The organism is Pseudomonas sp. LBUM1673 (genome assembly GCF_059695645.1).
The window spans coordinates 4,289,929-4,308,757 of the sequence record NZ_CP166780.1 but is presented as its reverse complement, the minus strand read 5'-3'; the positions used below and the strand labels follow the sequence as shown (position 1 = coordinate 4,308,757).

17 protein-coding genes are annotated in these 18,829 nt (G+C 54.2%); all 17 read left to right on the top strand.

What is annotated here, in order from left to right; all coding sequences use genetic code 11:
- Window positions 1–536: 536 nt before the first annotated feature.
- The 17 genes from ACA044_RS19890 (at window position 537) to ACA044_RS19810 (ending at window position 18,814) form a co-directional block, all read left to right on the top strand.
- Entirely contained in the window at window positions 537–1,031 is a 495-nt protein-coding gene (locus tag ACA044_RS19890) for a low molecular weight protein-tyrosine-phosphatase (RefSeq protein WP_497442927.1), read from the top strand.
- A 45-nt stretch (window positions 1,032–1,076) separates the two neighbouring features.
- On the top strand, window positions 1,077–3,302 hold the full coding sequence (locus ACA044_RS19885) for a polysaccharide biosynthesis tyrosine autokinase (RefSeq protein ID WP_497442926.1): 2,226 nt from the start codon (window positions 1,077–1,079) through the stop codon (window positions 3,300–3,302).
- A gap of 195 nt (window positions 3,303–3,497) precedes the next feature.
- Complete coding sequence (locus ACA044_RS19880) at window positions 3,498–4,811, top strand: oligosaccharide flippase family protein (RefSeq protein ID WP_497442925.1); 1,314 nt, start codon at window positions 3,498–3,500, stop codon at window positions 4,809–4,811.
- A gap of 38 nt (window positions 4,812–4,849) precedes the next feature.
- Entirely contained in the window at window positions 4,850–5,833 is a 984-nt protein-coding gene (locus tag ACA044_RS19875; protein ID WP_497442924.1) for a nitroreductase family protein, read from the top strand.
- 32 nt (window positions 5,834–5,865) lie between these two features.
- Window positions 5,866–6,999 (top strand): polysaccharide pyruvyl transferase family protein, encoded by a 1,134-nt coding sequence (locus ACA044_RS19870; RefSeq protein WP_497442923.1) that lies wholly within the window; start codon window positions 5,866–5,868, stop codon window positions 6,997–6,999.
- The gene (locus tag ACA044_RS19865; protein ID WP_497442922.1) at window positions 6,996–8,282 is read left to right on the top strand and encodes an O-antigen ligase family protein; all 1,287 of its coding nucleotides are present in this window, start codon (window positions 6,996–6,998) and stop codon (window positions 8,280–8,282) included. Before ACA044_RS19870 ends, ACA044_RS19865 begins: the two co-directional genes overlap by 4 nt.
- Window positions 8,283–8,284: 2 nt before the next feature.
- Entirely contained in the window at window positions 8,285–9,379 is a 1,095-nt protein-coding gene (locus tag ACA044_RS19860; RefSeq protein WP_497442921.1) for a glycosyltransferase family 4 protein, read from the top strand.
- A complete protein-coding gene (locus tag ACA044_RS19855; protein WP_497442920.1) occupies window positions 9,369–10,493 on the top strand; it encodes a DUF1972 domain-containing protein in 1,125 nt (374 codons plus the stop codon). Before ACA044_RS19860 ends, ACA044_RS19855 begins: the two co-directional genes overlap by 11 nt.
- 2 nt (window positions 10,494–10,495) lie before the next feature.
- On the top strand, window positions 10,496–11,566 hold the full coding sequence (rfbB, locus tag ACA044_RS19850; protein WP_497442919.1) for a dTDP-glucose 4,6-dehydratase: 1,071 nt from the start codon (window positions 10,496–10,498) through the stop codon (window positions 11,564–11,566).
- A 60-nt stretch (window positions 11,567–11,626) separates the two neighbouring features.
- On the top strand, window positions 11,627–12,505 hold the full coding sequence (gene rfbA, locus ACA044_RS19845; RefSeq protein ID WP_497442918.1) for a glucose-1-phosphate thymidylyltransferase RfbA: 879 nt from the start codon (window positions 11,627–11,629) through the stop codon (window positions 12,503–12,505).
- Entirely contained in the window at window positions 12,502–13,041 is a 540-nt protein-coding gene (gene rfbC, locus ACA044_RS19840; protein WP_497442917.1) for a dTDP-4-dehydrorhamnose 3,5-epimerase, read from the top strand. Before rfbA ends, rfbC begins: the two co-directional genes overlap by 4 nt.
- A gap of 413 nt (window positions 13,042–13,454) precedes the next feature.
- Entirely contained in the window at window positions 13,455–13,733 is a 279-nt protein-coding gene (locus ACA044_RS19835) for a hypothetical protein (RefSeq protein WP_497442916.1), read from the top strand.
- Window positions 13,734–13,820: 87 nt separating this feature from the next.
- Window positions 13,821–14,933, top strand: a complete 1,113-nt coding sequence (locus ACA044_RS19830; RefSeq protein ID WP_497442915.1) for a polysaccharide biosynthesis/export family protein — start codon at window positions 13,821–13,823, stop codon at window positions 14,931–14,933.
- Between the two features lie 14 nt (window positions 14,934–14,947).
- Complete coding sequence (locus ACA044_RS19825) at window positions 14,948–15,607, top strand: YjbF family lipoprotein (protein ID WP_497442914.1); 660 nt, start codon at window positions 14,948–14,950, stop codon at window positions 15,605–15,607.
- On the top strand, window positions 15,604–16,371 hold the full coding sequence (locus tag ACA044_RS19820; protein WP_497442913.1) for a capsule biosynthesis GfcC family protein: 768 nt from the start codon (window positions 15,604–15,606) through the stop codon (window positions 16,369–16,371). The genes ACA044_RS19825 and ACA044_RS19820 overlap by 4 nt, the downstream gene beginning before the upstream one ends.
- A complete protein-coding gene (locus ACA044_RS19815; RefSeq protein ID WP_497442912.1) occupies window positions 16,368–18,458 on the top strand; it encodes a YjbH domain-containing protein in 2,091 nt (696 codons plus the stop codon). The genes ACA044_RS19820 and ACA044_RS19815 overlap by 4 nt, the downstream gene beginning before the upstream one ends.
- The gene (locus ACA044_RS19810; protein ID WP_497442911.1) at window positions 18,455–18,814 is read left to right on the top strand and encodes a VanZ family protein; all 360 of its coding nucleotides are present in this window, start codon (window positions 18,455–18,457) and stop codon (window positions 18,812–18,814) included. The genes ACA044_RS19815 and ACA044_RS19810 overlap by 4 nt, the downstream gene beginning before the upstream one ends.
- Window positions 18,815–18,829: the final 15 nt, after the last annotated feature.

Genomic DNA, 18,829 nt, shown 5'->3' with positions numbered 1-18,829 from the left:
TCGGAGTCGGCAACGCTGGAGAGTGGGGGCTCTAAATGGCCCGATCACTCGAAAAAATGTTCGTAACGCTCAGTCGGCAGCGAAAGGCCTGTACGCCATGTTTCGCGCCAGGCGCGGGCAGAGGGAAGATCGGTCGGTCGGTTGGCCAGCCAGCAAGCCTGGTTGTTCCATGGCATGCTCCTGATGCAACTCGCTATAAACAAAGTTATTGCCCAAGGCGTCCCTTACCCAACGACTAACCGATTGTCCGACACCCTGGCAATGTACTAGCGGAACGGCTATACATTAGCCATTCGCTATTTCGGTGTAATTTAGATTGAACGGTTGTGGGAAAACGACAACTGTTAGAAATTGTCTGGATAAATTCTTGAACTGTTATTTTCAGCGCTAAAAAGTGAGATGTTATTTTTTGTCTGAATAAAAAGTTGGGGGCTGTTCAAGCATCATGGTAATAAATACGCACTGATGGTTTTAAAGTTTCAGCTGCAGTTACTGGGGTTATCAATACCCGGATTCATTCGTAGTTTAAAGCTCTTATGTTCGGCAAGTGCTATGTCACCGCCAATGTTGACAAGACGGGGAATGTTATCTTGCTTAAAAGGGTTTTGATTGTCTGCGTCGGCAATATTTGCCGCAGTCCCACCGCGGAGCATCTGTTGCGCGGGGCACTCGTCGATTCCGATATCGAGGTCAGCTCGGCTGGCCTCGCTGCCTTGACAGGCAAGCCCATCGAGCCGACGGCACACGCTGTACTCAAGGAACATGGTCATCTGCCCCATGAGCACGAGGCCGTTCAACTCACTCCTCAAGCCGTCAGCGAAGCGGACTTGATTCTGGTGATGGAGCACAGGCATGTCAGTGGCGTACTCAGCATGGCCCCCGAAGCACGAGGCAAGGTGTTGCTGCTGGGCAAATGGCAAGACGATCGTGAAATCAGCGACCCCTACCGTCAAGGCAAACCTGCTTTTGTGCACGCTTATGCGTTGATCGAAGAAGCCGTACTCGCATGGGCACAGCGCCTGGCGCGCTGATGGCCACTCCTTTTTGAATCGTAATACAGGCAAAGAATCCGACTTATGCAGCAAGCACCGGTAGTCAACGTGCGGGACGACGACAATGACGAGATTGATCTTCTCGGCCTGTTTGGGACACTTATCGACCATAAATGGCTGATTGCGGCAATTACCGGTGCCTTCATGGTGGCAGGGGCTGCGTACGCGGTCTTGGCGACCCCGGTATTTCAGGCCAATGCACTGTTACAGGTCGAAGCGAAAAAGAACGATTTGCTGGGCTTCTCGGATATCGGCAGCATGCTGGGCAAGGAGTCTCCTTCGGCCACCGAAATCGAGTTGATCCAGTCCCGTTCCGTGATTGGCAAAACTGTCGACAACTTGAAGCTGGATATCGTCATACAGCCGATGTACTTCCCGGTGGTCGGTGAGTTCCTGGCGCGTCGATTCCAGAATAATAATCCCGGTGAAATAGCTGAGCCCTTGTTGGGGTTGAACAGTTTCGCCTGGGGAGGGGAGTCGCTGAAGATATTTAAACTGGATCTCCCCGACTCGCAACTGGGCAAGAAATTAACCTTGACCACGGGTGAAGAGGGTCATTTCACTTTGGTGGATGAAGATGACAATCTATTGGCGGCCAGCCAGGCGGGCCAACTTTTCGAGCAAAATGGCGTTACGTTTCAGATTGAGGAAATGCATGCCAATCCTGGAGCCCGTTTCAGAATCATCCGTAATTCCCGCCTGACCAGCATCCTCGACTATCAAGAGGCTTTGGATGTAGCCGAGCGCGGAAAAGAGTCGGGCATGATCGGTCTGGCGCTGGAAAGTACAGACCCGGACCAGGCCATTAAAATACTCAATGAAATTGCCGCTATTTATGTGCGGCAAAACGTAGAGCGCACTTCAGCTGAGGCAGCGCAGAGCCTGGCGTTTCTCAAAGAGCAACTTCCGGTGGTCAAAAAGGACCTGGAAAAAGCCGGGAATGCCTTGAATGAATACCAGACACGCAGCAAGTCCGTCGACATCACGCTCGAAACCAAAGCCATTCTCGATCAGATTGTCGGGCTGGATACCAGCATCTCCGAGTTGAAGTTGCAACAAGCCGAGATGGACCGCAAGTTCACCCGTCAACATCCCGCCTATCGCGCATTGTTGACCCAGATCGGTGAGTTGAGCAGCAAACAGAAAAGTTTGGCGAGCAAGGTGGAGAGCCTTCCCTCCACCCAGCAAGAACTGTTGAGCCTTACCCGGGATGTAGAGGTCGGCACGGCCATTTATACCCAACTGCTGAACAAGTCCCAGGAGCTGGATGTGATGCGAGCGGGGACGGTCGGTAACGTGCGTCTGATCGACACCGCGGACGTCAACTTCCTCAAACCGGTCAAACCGAAAAAAGCCTTGATTGTATTGGTCGCCACGATTCTTGGCGGCTTCCTGGCGGTGGCCCTTGTGCTGGTACGCAAGGCGCTGAACCGCGGCCTGGAAAGCCCGGAAGCCATCGAGCAACTTGGGTTGCCGGTCTACGCGTCAATTCCCTACAGCATTCTGCAGAAAACCGAAGAAGACAAAGTCTCCCGCGGACCAGGGCGTTCCGGTGGTTCTTCATTGCTGGCCATCAGTCATCCCACCGATCTGGCTGTCGAGGCGTTGCGCAGTTTGCGTACCAGTCTGCACTTCGCCATGCATGAGGCCAACAATAACCGCTTGATGATTTCCGGGCCTAGCCCTCAGGTGGGTAAAACGTTTGTGTCGGCCAACCTCGCGGTGGTGATAGCACAAACCGGGCTGCGGGTATTGTTGATCGATGTCGACATGCGCAAGGGCTATTTGCACAAAGTGTTAGGTGTTTCTTCAGACAATGGGCTCTCCGATATCCTGGCCCGGCGCTGCGAAGTGGCCACCGCCATCCATAAGACCCAAATCGACAACTTCGATTTTGTCAGTCGAGGCCAGATCCCGCCCAATCCTTCCGAGTTACTGATGCACGCCAATTTCAGCGCGCTATTGGAGCAGGCGAGCGAACTCTACGATCTGGTGATTCTCGATACGCCGCCACTGCTGGCGGTGACAGATGCAGCGATCGTCGGGCGCTTGTCCGGGACCAACCTGATTGTGACGCGCTATGGTCTGAACCCGGCGAAGGAAATCGAGTTGACGGTCCGCCGGTTCTCCCAGAATGGCGTTGTCATTAAAGGTGCGATTTTTAATGGCGTGGAGAAAAAGGCCTCCAATAAATATGGCTACAGTGATTATGGTTATTACCACTATGCCTATGCCTCCGATAAAAATTGATGAGTAGTGAACAGCATCGCGTCATCCGTTCAGATGTTTGACGGCTGCTGTTGTTCTTGAGTCCTTATCGTTATGGCTGCGCCGGATCATAAGCCAATAGGCATGATCAAACCGATACTTCATGGAAACACCACGTCCTGAGGAAGATGACGAAAAATCCTGGGGCGGTAGCGTGATTGCGAAAGACACAGGTCAATGAATAAAACCACAGCGTTCAAGGCTATATCGCTCCTCTGGATCGGTTCTCTGGCGGGAGCCGGGTTTGCCTTTCTCACTCAGGTGTTCCTGGCAAGAAAGTTGGGCAGCAATGATTTCGGTGCTTTTTCGTCAGCACTCACCACCATCACGCTACTCGCTCCCTTGGCAGGCTTCGGGATATCGCAGTATTGGCTCAAGGCGTTTGGCCAGGAGGGCTGGGCAGCGAAACGATGGTTGAAACCTTCGTTCCAGTTCATCGCCTTAAGTACGCTGTTTCTCATCTGCTCCATTGTGGCGTGGGCGCTTTATTCCAGCCATGACCGGTTAACGCAGAACCTGCTGTTGATTCTTTCCCTGTACATACTGGGGCAGCTGTCGATAGAACTGGTGAGTAGCAAACTTCAGCTTGAAGAAAAATATGTGCACTTGGCCCTTTGGCAGTTCTTGCCGCATTTTCTTCGTTGCTCGATGGTCTTCGTCACGGCGGTCATGAGTGCCACGCCGATAGCCGCGGAATATTACGCCGCCTTTTTTTCGGTCATTGCAGTGGTGTTTTTTTTGTTGGCCATCCCTCAGTTATTGCATATGACAAATGGGAAGTTAACCCTGAAGGGCCACGAACTGACCGCTGAATTCACGGGCCTCTCAGTGAGGCCAGGCATGTTAAGTGTTGCCGGCTCCAGTTGGCCATTTGGCGTTGCGGCGTTCTCACACCTTATTTATTTTCAAAGCAACATTATCTTGCTCAAACATCTCTCAAGTAATAGCGCCGCCGGTATCTACAGCGTCGCCTTCACCATCATGACCGCCGTGTATTTGTTGCCAAGCGTGATTTATCAGCGGTTCCTGCTGCCCAAGATGCACCGCTGGGCAAACCATGATCGGGATATGTTTTATCAGATATACCGAAAGGGTAACTGGTTGATGCTGCTGCTTGGAACGCTGGCCATGTTAGTGATTCTGGTCTGCGCGGACTGGGCAGTACCGCTGCTGTTTGGTGAGGCTTATCGAGACGCTTCGTCGATCTTGAAAATTCTTTCCCTGTCGGCACCGATCATTTTTCTGGCGTTCAGCGCTGGCGCCACACTGGTGACCCAGGAACACATGAAAATGAAAGTTAAATACATGGCGATGGTGGCGATCATCAATGTATTGCTCAACCTCGCCTTAATTCCTCGCTTTGACCTGCGGGGCGCTGCGGTCGCGACCGTGGTCAGCAATCTACTGCTGTTGTCGTTATATTTTTATGGCGCCCAACGGTTGGTTTTCAAGAACAAAGTTCCGATAGCAGGTGCTGCTCCTCATGCCTAAATTATTTATGACCATCGACAATCGGGAGATGAATTCTCATGATTGCTAGCGCAAAAATCTATGCCCGAACAATACTGGCCGGGTTTGGCTTTTTATATGACTTGGGTCGGTATATCAGGTACGCCGGATGGCGATCTTCACTCAACTCGGTAGAAGCCCGAAACTATTACATGGTCAAGGTGTACCACACCCTTGAAAAGAGCCTGAGTTTTACCAACCGCAAGCCGGGGTCTGGATGGGCGGGCGCCAATGCACTTATCCAGGCACTGGAACAGTCATTTACGCTCAATGGCACGGGTTATCATGACCTGGTGGCGATCACGGTATTAAAGAAGTTCGCTGAAGCGGAAATTACCCACCAACCCGAAAAAACCACCGCACTTATAAAGCGCCTGATTAAAGTCGAGAGTCTGAGCAATCGCTCAATTCCGTTCTATGACAACAGCGGCGCCATTCACCACGACAAGACAGCGTTCGATAAGGGGCGACTGACCGTTCCAGAGGACTTCTTCATGTCCAGGTACTCGCTTCGGGAGTTCTCCGACGCGAAAATAAGTGCCGAAGAGTTAGGCAGAGCCCTGGAGATGGCCATGAAGTCACCTTCAGCCTGTAACAGGCAATCGTGGCATGTCTATCACCTGGAGGGCGAGTTGGCGCAACAAGCCCTTGCTTTTCAAGATGGCAACCGGGGGTTTGGCCACAAGATAAAAGATTTGCTGATTATAACCACCGACCTGCGGGCTTTCGTTTCCCCTCGAGAACGCTACCAGCACTGGATCGACGGTGGAATGTTTTCCATGTCGTTGATTCTGGCGTTGCATTCAATAGGTATTGCCTCGTGCTGCTTGAACTGGAGTCAATCGGGAAGGGCAGACATCAAGTTTCGCAAAGTGATCAAGATAAGTCCGCAGCACACCGTGATGATGATGTTGGCGATAGGTTATCCGAACGAGCAGAACACGGTCTGTGCATCGCCGCGGCGCCCGATCAGTGAAGTGTATACCAAGCTGTCCGGTCAGTAAGTCTCACCCTTGGTCGCAAAGGACTCAGCACCTTGAAAATTGCATTGATTACCATCCATCACGCCAACAGTTATGGCGGAACACTACAGGCGCTTGCCAGCCAGAACGTGCTATCGAAATATGGCGACGTCAACATCATCGATTACAAAAGCAAAGAGCTGGAGAACACGTTAAAACTGATTCGGGTCGACAGCAACCCGCGCAGTATTTTCAGAGCCGGTAAGGACTTTTTTCGAATCATTCCTCGTCGGAGGTTGATCGCAAAGTTCAGGGAATTTATGCGGGTTCACTACAACCTGACCCCCGCGTGCCAGGATTTGCAAGCGCTTCAAACCCTGTCCAGTGATTTTGATTGTGTGGTGTGCGGCAGCGACCAGATATGGAACCCGATGATTACGGGTGAGCTGGATCTGAACTATATGCTGGCGTTTTCCCGAGCGAAAAAGAAGATTTCGTTTTCCTCAAGTGCGGGCTCTTACCGCTATTCCGACGAGGAAGAGCTCAAGGTCAGAAAGGCATTGTCGACCTTTGACAGCATTTCCGTCCGGGAAGAGGACACGGCGCGAAAACTGCGCAGCATGCTGGGCAACCAAAAAATTGATCACACCCTGGATCCTACCTTGATGCTTAACAAGCAGGAGTGGATGCAGAGCCTGCAGCTGTCCGGTCAGGCGTCAGGTAACGATGATAAATACATTCTCGTTTATACCCTGAAGAAAGATACGCTGGTCCGGGAGACCATCAACAGAATAAGGACCGTTTTAGGGCTGCGAGTGGTGGCGATCGATCAAGACCCGTTCCTGGGCTACAAAAGCGATCGACACATCATGGATGCCAGTCCGGTTGATTATATTTCGCTGTTCGCCAATGCCTCCTTTGTCATCACTAATTCGTTCCATGGCACTGCCTTTGCCTTGAACTTCGGCATTCCGTTTGTGACGGCATTGCCGGAAAGCGGATTGAACAGAATCAAGGGGCTTCTAGATAAAGTCGGTTTGACCGATCGTCTGGTGAGCAGCTTGAGTGACGTCAACTCGGTCGTCGTAAAGCCCATTGATTTTACGCACAGTCATCAACAGCTGGAGACCTTGAGGCAGGCGACCTGGAATTACCTCGATGGGGCGTTTGTCAGCAAAATAGTAAAAAAGCCAATTGAAGTTTCATGATGAACCAGCGTGCCGCTAGCTTGAGATCCTCAAGTATCAATCCGCGTTATGTGCTGGCAGTCATCATCGGCATCACGGTGGTGTTCAACAATATTGAATGGTCGTTGGGCGGCAATAACCTGACGCTGGAAAGGTTGCTGGCCGCCCCTATTTTCTTTATCGCCGTACTGCTGTTGGTCAGCTCGAATATTCCCCTGCGTCTGCCCAAGACAGGAATGATTCTGACGGTCTGGATTGTGCTGGCTTTTTACGCGTCAGCGTCCGGGCCGGTGGAGGCCTGGTCCCTGAAAATGTATGCAGGCTTGCTCCTGGCTGCTTCGTTTTATTATGTAGTGATTTGGTTAAAGGCCAATCCCTTTACGATTTTCAAGTCCAGGTCCTATCTGTTGCTGGCATGGTTTTCAGGCCCGGTTTTGTCTGTGATCTACGTGCTCTCACTGTTGAAGTTTCCGCTTCCTGATTTGGCCGTTCACTGGTTACAGGAGGGGAGTGGGGGGACGCGTATCCGTGGCGGGATTTATGAGGCCAATCTGTTTGGGGTGTTTGTCTCGCTGATCACCCTGACGGTGATGGCATTGGGTTATTACCGAAAATTATGGTGGTGGGTGCTTGTGATCGGCTTGCACACCGCCCTGCTTTTTTCGTTCTCAAGGGCGCCGTGGGTTTCCTACATTATCTCCGTCTGGCTTTATCACGGCCTGAGTTACCCGAGGAAATACACGAACAGAGACCTGGTGAAGTACCTGTTAGGGGCGGCCGTGTTGGTGGCGGTGATATCGCTTTTGTCCTATTTCATTGCCTCTTCCTTTGGCAATTATGAGCTGATCGGCAGGACCCACTCGGTCAAGACGCGTTTCATCATGTGGGGATTGGCGGCAAACTCCATCCTGGAAAACCCTCTGTTCGGAAATGGCATCTACAGCTTCAGCGAAATCTATTCTTTTGCGCCGGAACTGGTCGGCTCAGAGAATCATCGCAGTGCGTGGATATCCAATTTGCCCTTGGCAATCCTCAATGACACGGGCGCCGTCGGCTTCATCGTCTTTTTCACATTCATTATTCTGGTCATCAAGCGCAGTTTGACGGCGGTCCGAAAAATGGCGATTGACCAACGTATTGACCGTTATCAAGTCAGAGTGGGGGCCGCTCTGGTCGCTTTTTTTCTGGCCATGACCTTCTCAAGCCAAACCATTCCCGCGCATTCAATCGCCATTTTCTGGGTGTGCCTGGCGCTCACCGAGCGGTTCACCACACTTAGTCGTTCACTCATTAAAAGAACTTAAGCATGAACTCGAAGAAGCTGGTTTTCATACATCTGTTCAACGACAGAAGTGGGAGCCCAAAAGTCTTGTCTCAAGTGGTCAAGGCGGCAGCTAATAACAATATAGCCACTGAGGTGATCACCAGCGCTCATGGCGACGGCTTCTTGGCCGGCGTGGCCGATGTGCAGAGCAGGCTTTTTTATAAAAGATCGGAGAATAAGTTGCTGACCCTGGGCTACTACCTGATATCCCAAGGGTTGTTATTTATTCAGTGCCTGAAGTACAGACGGCAGAATGTGGTGTTTTATATAAATACCATGATGCCGTTTGGTGCTGCGTTGGCGGGAAAACTGCTGAAGATACCGGTGTATTATCATGTGCATGAAACATCGATAAAACCCAATATTTTGAAGCGGTTTCTCAGGCTGGTCATTGAAAAGACCAGTACAAAGGTTGTTTTCGTCTCACATTATCTTATGCAGGTGGAGGGTTTCACCAAACTCCCCCAGTTGATTATTCATAATGCGCTGGATACTGAGGTCGAGCGGCAGTATCGAGTCAAGGAAGAGGCGGGTTTCACTTCCTTGATGATCTGCTCCTTGAAGGCCTACAAGGGCGTTATGGAGTTTTTGGAGCTGGCCCGGCGCAGCAAGGATGACCAACACCTGAATTTCACCCTGGTGCTCAATGCCAGTCTGAATGAAATTGATAGTTTCTTTTCCGGTATCGACATTCCGGGAAATGTGGCGATTTATCCTCGCCAAACGGACTTGTCGGACTTTTATTCGCGATCCGACTTGCTGCTGAATCTTTCCCGACCTGATGGCTGGATAGAAACATTCGGTTTGACCATTCTCGAAGGGATGTCCCATGGCTTGCCGGTGATCGTTCCTCCCGTCGGTGGCCCCACCGAGCTGATACGCAGTGATGTCGAAGGCTATTTAATTTCTTCGTACAACATAGAAGAGCTTTACAGCACATTGTGCAGGATCTCGTTGGATCCGAAGAAATACAAAATGCTGTCTGACAATGCGTTATCCCGTACTCGGGACTTCAGCCTGAAAGTGTTCGAAAGCAAGTTCTCAACCTTATTCAACGAGATGCAACATGACACCTAAAAAACTTTATATTCTTGGCATAAGAGGTGTCCCGGCTCAACACGGTGGTTTTGAAACCTTCGCGGAAAAGCTATCGCTTTATTTAACGGCGCACGGCTGGCAGGTGTATGTCTACTGCCAGGAAGAAGGCCGTGGAGAAACCACGTATAGCACCTGGAACGAAGTCAACAGGATTCATATCCCTGTGACCCAGGCGGGCGCGCTGGGGACAGTTGTTTTTGACTGGAAAGCCACGCGTCATGCGGCATCACAACAGGGGTTGTTTCTGACCCTGGGTTACAACACCGCCGTGTTCAGTTTGCTGCAAAGGCTTAAAGGCCAGACCAACATCATTAATATGGATGGCATTGAGTGGCGGCGAGACAAGTGGGGAACGATTGCCAAGACCTGGTTCTGGCTCAATGAGCGGGCCGGTTGCTGGATGGGCAATCACCTGGTCGCCGATCACCCGAAGATAAAAGAGCATCTCGCGACACGGGTGTCCGCAGCCAGGATCACGATGATTCCTTATGGCGGGGATGAAGTCACCGGCGCTGATCCGACGTTGCTGGCAACGTATGCCCTGGAGCCGGGTCAGTTTTCGGTGATCATTGCCCGACCCGAACCCGAAAACTCGTTCCTGGAGATGGTTCGCGCGTTCAGTTCCACCCTGCGCAATCACACGCTTGTCGTGCTGGGTAACTTTCAACCGAATAATAATCCATACCATAAACAGGTCATGGACGCGGCCAGTGCAGAGGTCATCTTTCCCGGGGCGATCTATGAGACTTCCGTCGTGCAGGCGCTGCGCTTTTACTGCCGGTTTTACCTGCACGGGCATCGTGTCGGAGGAACCAATCCATCGTTGGTCGAGGCGCTCGGCGCGGGTTGTGCAGTCATTGCCCATGACAACCCATTCAATCGCTGGGTAACGGAAAGTGGCGCCGCGTACTTCAAGGATGAAGCCTCTTGTGCTGCCTTGTTTGCTCAACTATTGGCGGACGATTCAACGCAACAGCAGATGGAAATGGCCAGCCGTACACGCTTTCATCAGCGGTTTACGTGGAATCAAATCCTGCTTCAGTACGAAGAATTATTGGCTAAGTGGTATCCCCATCAGCCGGTAGGGAGATGACGATGACAATGCGTATTCTGCTGACGGGCGGAGCTGGTTTTATTGGTTCTGCCGTCGTCAGGCACCTGATTGAAAATACTCGATACGAAGTTGCGAACCTCGACAAGTTAACGTACGCCGGCAATCTGGAGTCTTTGACCGGCGTCGCCAAGTCACCGCGTTATTACTTCTTTAACGTCGATATCTGTGAGGCTCAGGCGCTGGATCGAGTATTCGAGGAGTTTCAACCGGATGCGGTGATGCACCTGGCCGCGGAGTCGCATGTCGATCGTTCTATCGACGGTCCTGCGGACTTTATCCACACCAATATTGTCGGCACCTATACCTTGCTGGAGGCGGCCCGGCGCTATTGGAACGGGCTGTCTGCGGAAGTGAAATGGGCGTTTCGCTTTCACCATATCTCTACGGATGAGGTTTATGGCGATCTGGAAGGGACCGATAGCCTGTTCAGTGAAACCACACCTTATGCGCCCAGCTCACCCTATTCGGCGTCCAAGGCCAGTTCGGACCACCTGGTTCGAGCCTGGCAACGTACGTATGGTCTGCCGGTACTGGTGACCAATTGCTCGAACAACTACGGCCCTTATCACTTCCCTGAGAAGTTGATTCCCCATGTGATTCTGAATGCCATCCACGGCCGGTCTCTGCCGGTCTATGGCGACGGCTTGCAGATTCGTGACTGGTTGTTTGTAGAAGATCATGCGCGCGCGTTATGTGAGGTTGTGTGTCGGGGCAAGGTCGGTGAAACCTACAACATCGGCGGCCATAACGAGAAAACCAATCTCGAGGTCGTGCAAACCCTGTGCGATCTGCTCGAAGAGTTGGCACCCAACAAGCCTGCGGGTGTCGAGCGTTATCGTGAGCTGATTACCTTCGTCAAGGATCGGCCGGGGCATGATCTTCGTTACGCCATTGATGCGGGCAAGATCGAGCGTGAACTGGGTTGGCGACCACAGGAAACCTTTGAGAGCGGCATACGCAAAACGGTTCAGTGGTATCTGGATCATCAAGGGTGGTGGGAACGGATACTCAACGGCCAGTACCGGTCGGAGCGTCTTGGCCACGCCGGCTGAAACATTCAAACCCTGCCTCTATTAATTCGCTGCCTCTATTAATTCGAAGGGAATCTCAATATGAAAGGCATCATTCTGGCCGGAGGCTCCGGCACCCGTTTGCATCCCATTACCCGTGGTGTATCCAAACAACTGCTGCCGGTCTACGACAAGCCGATGATCTATTATCCGCTGTCGGTATTAATGCTGGCGGGCATTCGCGAGATATTGATTATTTCCACGCCGCAAGACTTGCCCAACTTCCAGAATTTGTTGGGTGACGGTGCTTCTTTCGGCATTGAACTCAGTTATGCCGAACAACCTTCACCCGATGGTCTGGCCCAAGCCTTTCTGATTGGTGAGGATTTTATCGGCGACAGCAATGTGGCGCTGATTCTGGGTGACAACATTTTCTACGGATATGGCTTCAGTGCCTTGTTGCGCGAAGCGTCACAACGCCAAAGCGGTGCCACCGTCTTCGGTTATCGAGTCGGCGATCCGGAGCGTTTTGGCGTTGTCGAATTCGATGGCCACGGCAAGGCGATCTCGATCGAAGAGAAACCTAAACATCCGAAGTCCGACTATGCCGTCACCGGCCTGTATTTCTATGACAAAGACGTGGTGAGCATTGCAAGGCAAGTCAAACCTTCGATCCGTGGCGAGCTTGAAATTACTGATGTGAACAACGCGTATCTGCAGCGCGGGGATCTGCACGTCAGCGTATTGGGGCGTGGTTTTGCCTGGCTGGATACCGGGACCCATGATTCGTTGATGGAGGCCGGGCATTTCGTCCAGACCATCGAAGCGCGACAGGGGTTGAAAGTGGCCTGTCTGGAAGAGGTGGCCTACCACCAGGGTTGGTTGTCGGCTGCGCAACTGGATCAGCAAGCCACTGCGTTACGCAAAACCGGTTACGGACAATACCTGGCACAGGTGCTGACTATGGAGCCCGCGAAATGAATGTCATCAACACCCGCTTGCCTGGCGTACTGATTATCGAGCCAAAAGTGTTCGGTGATGCCCGCGGTTTTTTTCTCGAGAGCTATCACCAGCAGCGTTATCGCGACGCCGGCATCGAATTGCCTTTCGTCCAGGACAATCACTCGCGCTCGCAGTATGGCGTGCTGCGTGGTCTGCACTTCCAGCGAACCCGGCCTCAAGGCAAATTAGTGCAAGTGACCCAAGGGGCGGTGTACGACGTGGCCGTGGACATCAATCCTGAATCCGCTACTTGCGGTGAACATGTGGGCGTCAAGTTGACCGCCGACAACCATCTTCAGCTGTGGATTCCACCGGGTTACGCTCACGGTTTTTGCGTGCTCAGTGATACCGCCGATTTTCAATACAAATGCACCGACCTGTATTTCCCTGAAGACGAGGGTGGTCTGCTCTGGAATGATCCGGACCTGGACATTGCCTGGCCTCTGGAGTCACCTCAACTCTCGGAAAAAGACCTGCGCAATCCACGCTTGCGTGCGATGTTGAGCGGGGAATGACTGATTAATAATGGTCTATAGTTAACATTAACTATTTATGAATGTTATTTAGTCATGAATTTCTTCTCGCAGTAGAACGTCGTGGGATAAAAACCCGGGAGAATCCTGACTAATAATAACAATAGGTGCGGGAGGCGAGTGATTCACGCCCGGAAGTCTGCACTGAAAATGCGGTAAACATCTTGGAAAATCACTCTTGTTCGCCAATTGGCCCTGTCCAGTGCAAGCGCTTTCGCCCATGATGCGACGAGGCTCGGTGTATAGCGTGTAACACCTATAAATGACATGCTCCAAAGGAGGCAATGCGCATGAACTGGCTCGTTCAATCGGTCTAGGTCATTCGTTCTGCTGTTCCATTCCTGGTCCCTTAGTATCAAATCTTATAGAGAGTTGATGTCGAGAAGGAGTCTGATATGAAGAAACTACTTACGGCCGGCTTGCTGGCTGTCATGAGCACCGCAGCGTTGGCGGCGGATGAACCACCGAGTGAAGCGGCAAGCGAAGCACTAAGCGAGCCACTGTCCTTGAATACCCCGCTGGTCGGGGGCGTAACGGTCGCCGAAACCGTGGTGGTGGGCGCGGCTATCATTGGCGGCGCAGTGGCTGCTTCCAACTCTGGTGGCAGTTCCAATGGCGGAACGACGGGGTCCACCGGAACTACCGGTACTACCGGAACTACAGGCACCAACTAGTACCCCGCGAAGTGTGTTGTTCAAGATCACTCAGAACTTTCTGGGTGATCTTGTTTTAGATTTGCCCTCGACTAGCGTAGTGCCATTATGATCCGTAGATTATCTGTTGTTATGCTGGCAAGTATCAGCTTGCACGGCTGTATGTTTTCGCCTGGTCAACACATGGACACCAGTCAAATGGTGAGTGACGGCTCTCCGGAAAGTAGCCGGGTGGAGCTTATTCCGATCACCCCGAAATTGATTGCCATGGACGCCGCCACTCAAGTGCGCGAGTCGGTTCCCTCGGCGTTGTTGTCCTATGTTCCGGGCGGTTATCGCGTGGGCGCCAATGACCTGTTGTTTATCACGGTTTGGGATCACCCCGAGTTGACGGCACCTTCCGGGCCGCAACAGCAAATCGATGCCAACGGTCGCCTGGTTCGTCCGGACGGCACGCTGTTTTATCCCTATATCGGTAATATTCCGGCCGCCGGTAAAACCATCGAAGAGTTGCGAGCCTTTATCGCCGAGCGGTTATCGCAATTTGTCGAAAGCCCGCAGGTTGATGTCAGCGTATTGCGCTTCGCCAGTCAGACGGTGGTGATTTCCGGCGCGGTGGCAAGAGCCGGCCAACAATCGATCACCACCAACCCACTCAGCTTGGTGGAGGCCATTGGTGTGGCGGGGGTGGACCCGCTGAATGCGGACTTGTCAGGCCTGACGCTGACCCGCGACGGGCGCGAGTACAGGCTTGATCTGGACACCCTCAATCGCCAGGACTCGCAGCTGCACAAGGTCTATCTCAAGGGGGGCGACCAGCTCTATCTGTCTTATAACGACCTCAAGCGGATCTACGTCATGGGTGAGGTCAACCTGCCTCGCGCACTGAGCTTCAAGAGCAAGTCGATGAACCTTACCGATGCCCTGGGCACTGTGGGGGGCTTGAACCAGACCACCTCCAATGGCAACGCGGTGTACGTGATTCGCGGCGCGGACAACCTGGAAAACGAACCGGCCAAGGTGTTTCAGCTTGACGCCGAATCCCCTTCGGCCCTGGTGCTGGCCACTCGTTTCGATTTGCAGCCGCAAGACATCGTCTATGTCGGCCCGGCCGGCGTGACGCGCTGGAACCGTCTGATCAGCCAGCTTCTGCCTACCGCCACTGTCCTGGGGACCGGTGCCAGCTCACTTAACGATCTCAGCGAAGCCAACAGCAGATAAGGCTCTATCCCGTCGTGAAAATTTTGCCTACCAGCGCCTGTCTGACGATGGCGCTTTTGCTGTGCGGGTGTAACCCGTTGATGAGGGCCTCCTGGGATACCCTTGAAGCATCCATCGCGGGGCCTGCCTCCCTCAATCTGACTCGCGCTCAGGTCGATGCCGTGCCATATCCGCAGATCCTGGTCACCACCACCTCCAGCGAGGGGGTGATGGCCATGGCCCGTCGGCGGGGCGACCTGGAGTTCTGGGTCGCTTCCGGCAAGCAAGTGCTGATGATGCGCGACGGTCTGGTGGTGCGCACCGTCGGGCTGGGCGTTTCCCTGGACGGCACTCGCTTCAATGATGAGTCACCCTTCAAACGCGGCCTTCAACATGTGCCCGACGGCTATGTCGGCACGCGCTGGATCGACATCTACGACGGCAACCGAATCGGTATCGCGGTCAACAGCCGTTTCAGCACCCACGGCATCGAAACCATCAGCATTCTGGACAAGGATTACGCCTTGCTGCGCATCGACGAGCAGGTGGATGCCCCCACCCTGAACTTTCACGCCACCAACCGTTACTGGGTCGACCCCCAGGACGGTTTCATCCTGCGCAGCGAACAGCATCTGACGCCGCAGCTATTCCTTAAAATCGTGCAGTTGCGCCCTGATCGGGGAGCTGCCCGGTGAAGTGTCTAAACCTTTTGCTGCTTGGCTTGCTTTTGATCGGCCCGGGCGTGGGCCAGGCGGCCGTGACGGTCAGCGGCGATGTGCGCAGCCCCGGCCCCATCGACGTCAAACCCGGTGCGCGCTTGCTGGAGGTCATTCGCGACGCCCAACCCAACGCCGAAAGTTACTGGCTGGGCGCGGCGTGGCTGCACCGCTCATTAGTGGATAAGCAGGCGCGTTTGAAGGCGGGTGTTCTGTTCGATCTGAAGCTACTGCAACGGGGTGCCTTGCTCGATGGCAAGGACACGCGAGCGGACTTGAGTGCGCGCCTGTATGAGCAGATCGAGCGGCTGCCGGTCACCGGACGCCAGGTCGCGGTGCTCGACCCGATCGCTGTGGAGGTGGGGTTCGCCCGCAATGCTCTGCTGGATGATGGCGACCGTCTGATTTATCCCGTGCGACCGTCCACGGTAGAAATCCTCGGGGCGGTCGCGCAGCCCTGTCATGTGCCTTACCGCGCTCTGCAGGAAATCCGTGCCTACGCGCGCGACTGCACCATCCTCGACGACGCCGAGCGCGATTATCTGTGGCTGATCCAGCCCGACGGCCAGGTACGGCGGGTGGGCGTGGCGGCATGGAATCGTGAGGAGGGCGTCGTGGTTGCTCCTGGCAGCAGGATCCTGGTACCGATTCGAAACGACGACCTTGAAGTGCCGACTCCTGAGCTCAATCAACAACTGGCCGAGTTTCTTGCCACTCAACCCTTGGCTGAGGTGGCCCCTTGAAGTTATGTTTTGCTGCTGTATTGCTCCTGCCCTGCGGGTTGGTTCACGGTGAACCGCGTTACACCCAGAGTGATTTTGGTGGCGTCGGTCTGTTACAGACCCCCACCGCGCGCATGGCTCCCGCGGGAGAGTTGAGCGCCACTGCCAGTCGCACCGACCCTTATTCACGCTACAGTTTTTCCTTGCAGCCGTTCGATTGGCTGGAGGGCTCGTTTCGTTACACCGCAATTACCAACCGCAAATACGGCACCGAGGAATTGAGCGGCGACCAGAGCTTCAAAGACAAAGCCATCGACTTCAAGGCGCGGCTTTGGGAAGAAAGTCGCTGGGCGCCACAGGTTGCCATCGGCGCCCGGGACATCGGTGGTACCGGGCTGTTTTCCAGCGAATATTTCGTCGCGAACAAGCGTTATGGCGACCTGGATTTCAGCCTCGGCGTTGCCTGGGGCTATCTGGGTAATCGGGGGGACTTCAGTAACCCGCTGGCGGTCTTGGGCAGCAAGTTCAACGACCGGCCAGAGAGCACCGCGGCTGTCGCCAGGGCGGGGGACGTGAACGCCAACGCTTACTTCAGGGGCCACCCTTCGTTGTTTGGCGGGATTGCCTATCAAACACCGTGGGAACCGCTGAGCCTGAAGATCGAGTATGAGGGCAACGATTACAAAAATGAGCCACTGGACAACTCGATCAAGCAAGACCTGCCGATCAACATCGGCGTGGTCTACAAGTTGGCCGACAGCGTCGATCTGAGTGCAGGTTGGGAGCGCGGTAACACCGCGATGTTCGGCATCACCGTGCACACCAACTTTGTCAGCCGCAAGGCGCCGGTCAAAACCTACGACCCTCCCGCCGAGCCATTGCCGGCGCAGGCACCGTCGACCCCGACCGACCAGGTCAACTGGGCCGATGTCTCCAACCGGTTGCAGCAAAATGCCGGCTACAAAGTGAAGCGCATCACCCAACGTGGTTCGGAACTGATGGTGTATGGCGAGCAGTCCCGCTATTTTTATCCGGCCAAGGCCGTCGGGCGAGCCAGCCGGATTCTCGATAACAGCGTCAATCAGGACATCGACTGGTTCACCCTGGTGAACCAGCGTTATGACATGTCCATCGAGGAAACCAGCGTGCCGCGGGAAACCTTCCGCGCGGTCGTGAACAACGACCAGCCGCTGAAGGATCTGCACCGTACGACCGAGGTCAATCCGGCAATTGCGCACCGCGAAACCACGCTCTACACCCAGGCGCTGGAGCCGTTCAGCTACGGCTTCGGCCTGGGCTACAAACAGAACGTCGGCGGCCCCGACGGACTGCTCTATCAGTTCACCGCCGATGCCGACGCGGAGTACCGTTTCACCCGCAATACCTGGTGGAGCGGCTTGCTCAGTGCCAACTTGCTGAACAACTACGACAAGTTCACCTACGACGCGCCGAGCGGGCTGCCGCGAGTGCGCACCGATTTGCGTGAATACCTGACCACCTCCAACGTGACGATGCCGACGTTCCAGCTCAACCATGCGGTGCAGCTGGATCGGGATCTGTATGGCATGGTCTATGGCGGCTATCTGGAGTCCATGTTTGCCGGGGTCGGCAGCGAAGTGCTGTATCGACCCACGGGGAAACGCTGGTCGGTGGGGGCAGACCTGAACTTCGTGCGCCAGCGGGATTTTGATCAGGGCTTCGGCCTGCGTGATTACCAGACCGTAACGGGCCATATCACCAGCTATACTGAGCTGCCCAATGACATGCTTGCAGCGGTCAGTGTCGGGCGTTATCTGGCACGGGACTGGGGTACCACCGTCGACTTGTCGCGGGAGTTCAAGAATGGTGTGAAGTTTGGTGCCTGGGTCACCCTGACCAGCGCTTCGAAGGAAGAGTATGGCGAGGGCAGCTTCGACAAAGGGATCTATATTTCCATCCCGTTCGACGAGTTGATGAGCACCTCCACCATGCGCCGGGCCAGTGTCGTCTGGGCGCCGTTGACCCGCGACGGTGGTGCACGCCTGGGCCGCGCCTACTCGCTGCAGACCATGACCGACGGGCGTGACAGCGACCTGTTCTACAACAACTTCGAGAAAATTACCGAATGATCACGTGGCTCAAAGACTTGGTCGAGTTGCCATTCTGGCTCCGGGGCCTGGTCTTTGCCGCGGTAACCGTGATTCTGCTGTTCGCGGGATTGCGCCCTCAGCCGATCCCGGAGCTGTTCGCCGAAGAGGACAAGCTCCATCACTGGATCGGTTTTCTGGTATTTGCGTGCAGCTGCCGCCTGGCTTTTCCCAATGCGAAGTTTCTTTGGATAGCCTTGGGGTGTTTGTTCACCGGCGTGCTCATCGAGGTCGCGCAAGGTTTGATGCCGCTGCGCACAGCCTCACCCTACGACATGCTGGCAAATTGCATTGGCGTGCTGATGGGGCTGCTGGTCTCGAGGTACTGGCTGCGCTAGGGCGTCAGCAGGGCG

Coding starts and splice junctions, on each gene's coding strand:
- rfbC (WP_497442917.1), top strand. CDS start 12,502: ATGAATGTCATCAACACCCGCTTGCCTGGCGTACTGATTATCGAGCCA.
- ACA044_RS19880 (WP_497442925.1), top strand. CDS start 3,498: ATGAATAAAACCACAGCGTTCAAGGCTATATCGCTCCTCTGGATCGGT.
- ACA044_RS19890 (WP_497442927.1), top strand. CDS start 537: ATGTTCGGCAAGTGCTATGTCACCGCCAATGTTGACAAGACGGGGAAT.
- rfbB (WP_497442919.1), top strand. CDS start 10,496: ATGACAATGCGTATTCTGCTGACGGGCGGAGCTGGTTTTATTGGTTCT.
- ACA044_RS19875 (WP_497442924.1), top strand. CDS start 4,850: ATGATTGCTAGCGCAAAAATCTATGCCCGAACAATACTGGCCGGGTTT.
- ACA044_RS19855 (WP_497442920.1), top strand. CDS start 9,369: ATGACACCTAAAAAACTTTATATTCTTGGCATAAGAGGTGTCCCGGCT.
- ACA044_RS19885 (WP_497442926.1), top strand. CDS start 1,077: ATGCAGCAAGCACCGGTAGTCAACGTGCGGGACGACGACAATGACGAG.
- ACA044_RS19860 (WP_497442921.1), top strand. CDS start 8,285: ATGAACTCGAAGAAGCTGGTTTTCATACATCTGTTCAACGACAGAAGT.
- ACA044_RS19835 (WP_497442916.1), top strand. CDS start 13,455: ATGAAGAAACTACTTACGGCCGGCTTGCTGGCTGTCATGAGCACCGCA.
- rfbA (WP_497442918.1), top strand. CDS start 11,627: ATGAAAGGCATCATTCTGGCCGGAGGCTCCGGCACCCGTTTGCATCCC.
- ACA044_RS19830 (WP_497442915.1), top strand. CDS start 13,821: ATGATCCGTAGATTATCTGTTGTTATGCTGGCAAGTATCAGCTTGCAC.
- ACA044_RS19865 (WP_497442922.1), top strand. CDS start 6,996: ATGATGAACCAGCGTGCCGCTAGCTTGAGATCCTCAAGTATCAATCCG.
- ACA044_RS19810 (WP_497442911.1), top strand. CDS start 18,455: ATGATCACGTGGCTCAAAGACTTGGTCGAGTTGCCATTCTGGCTCCGG.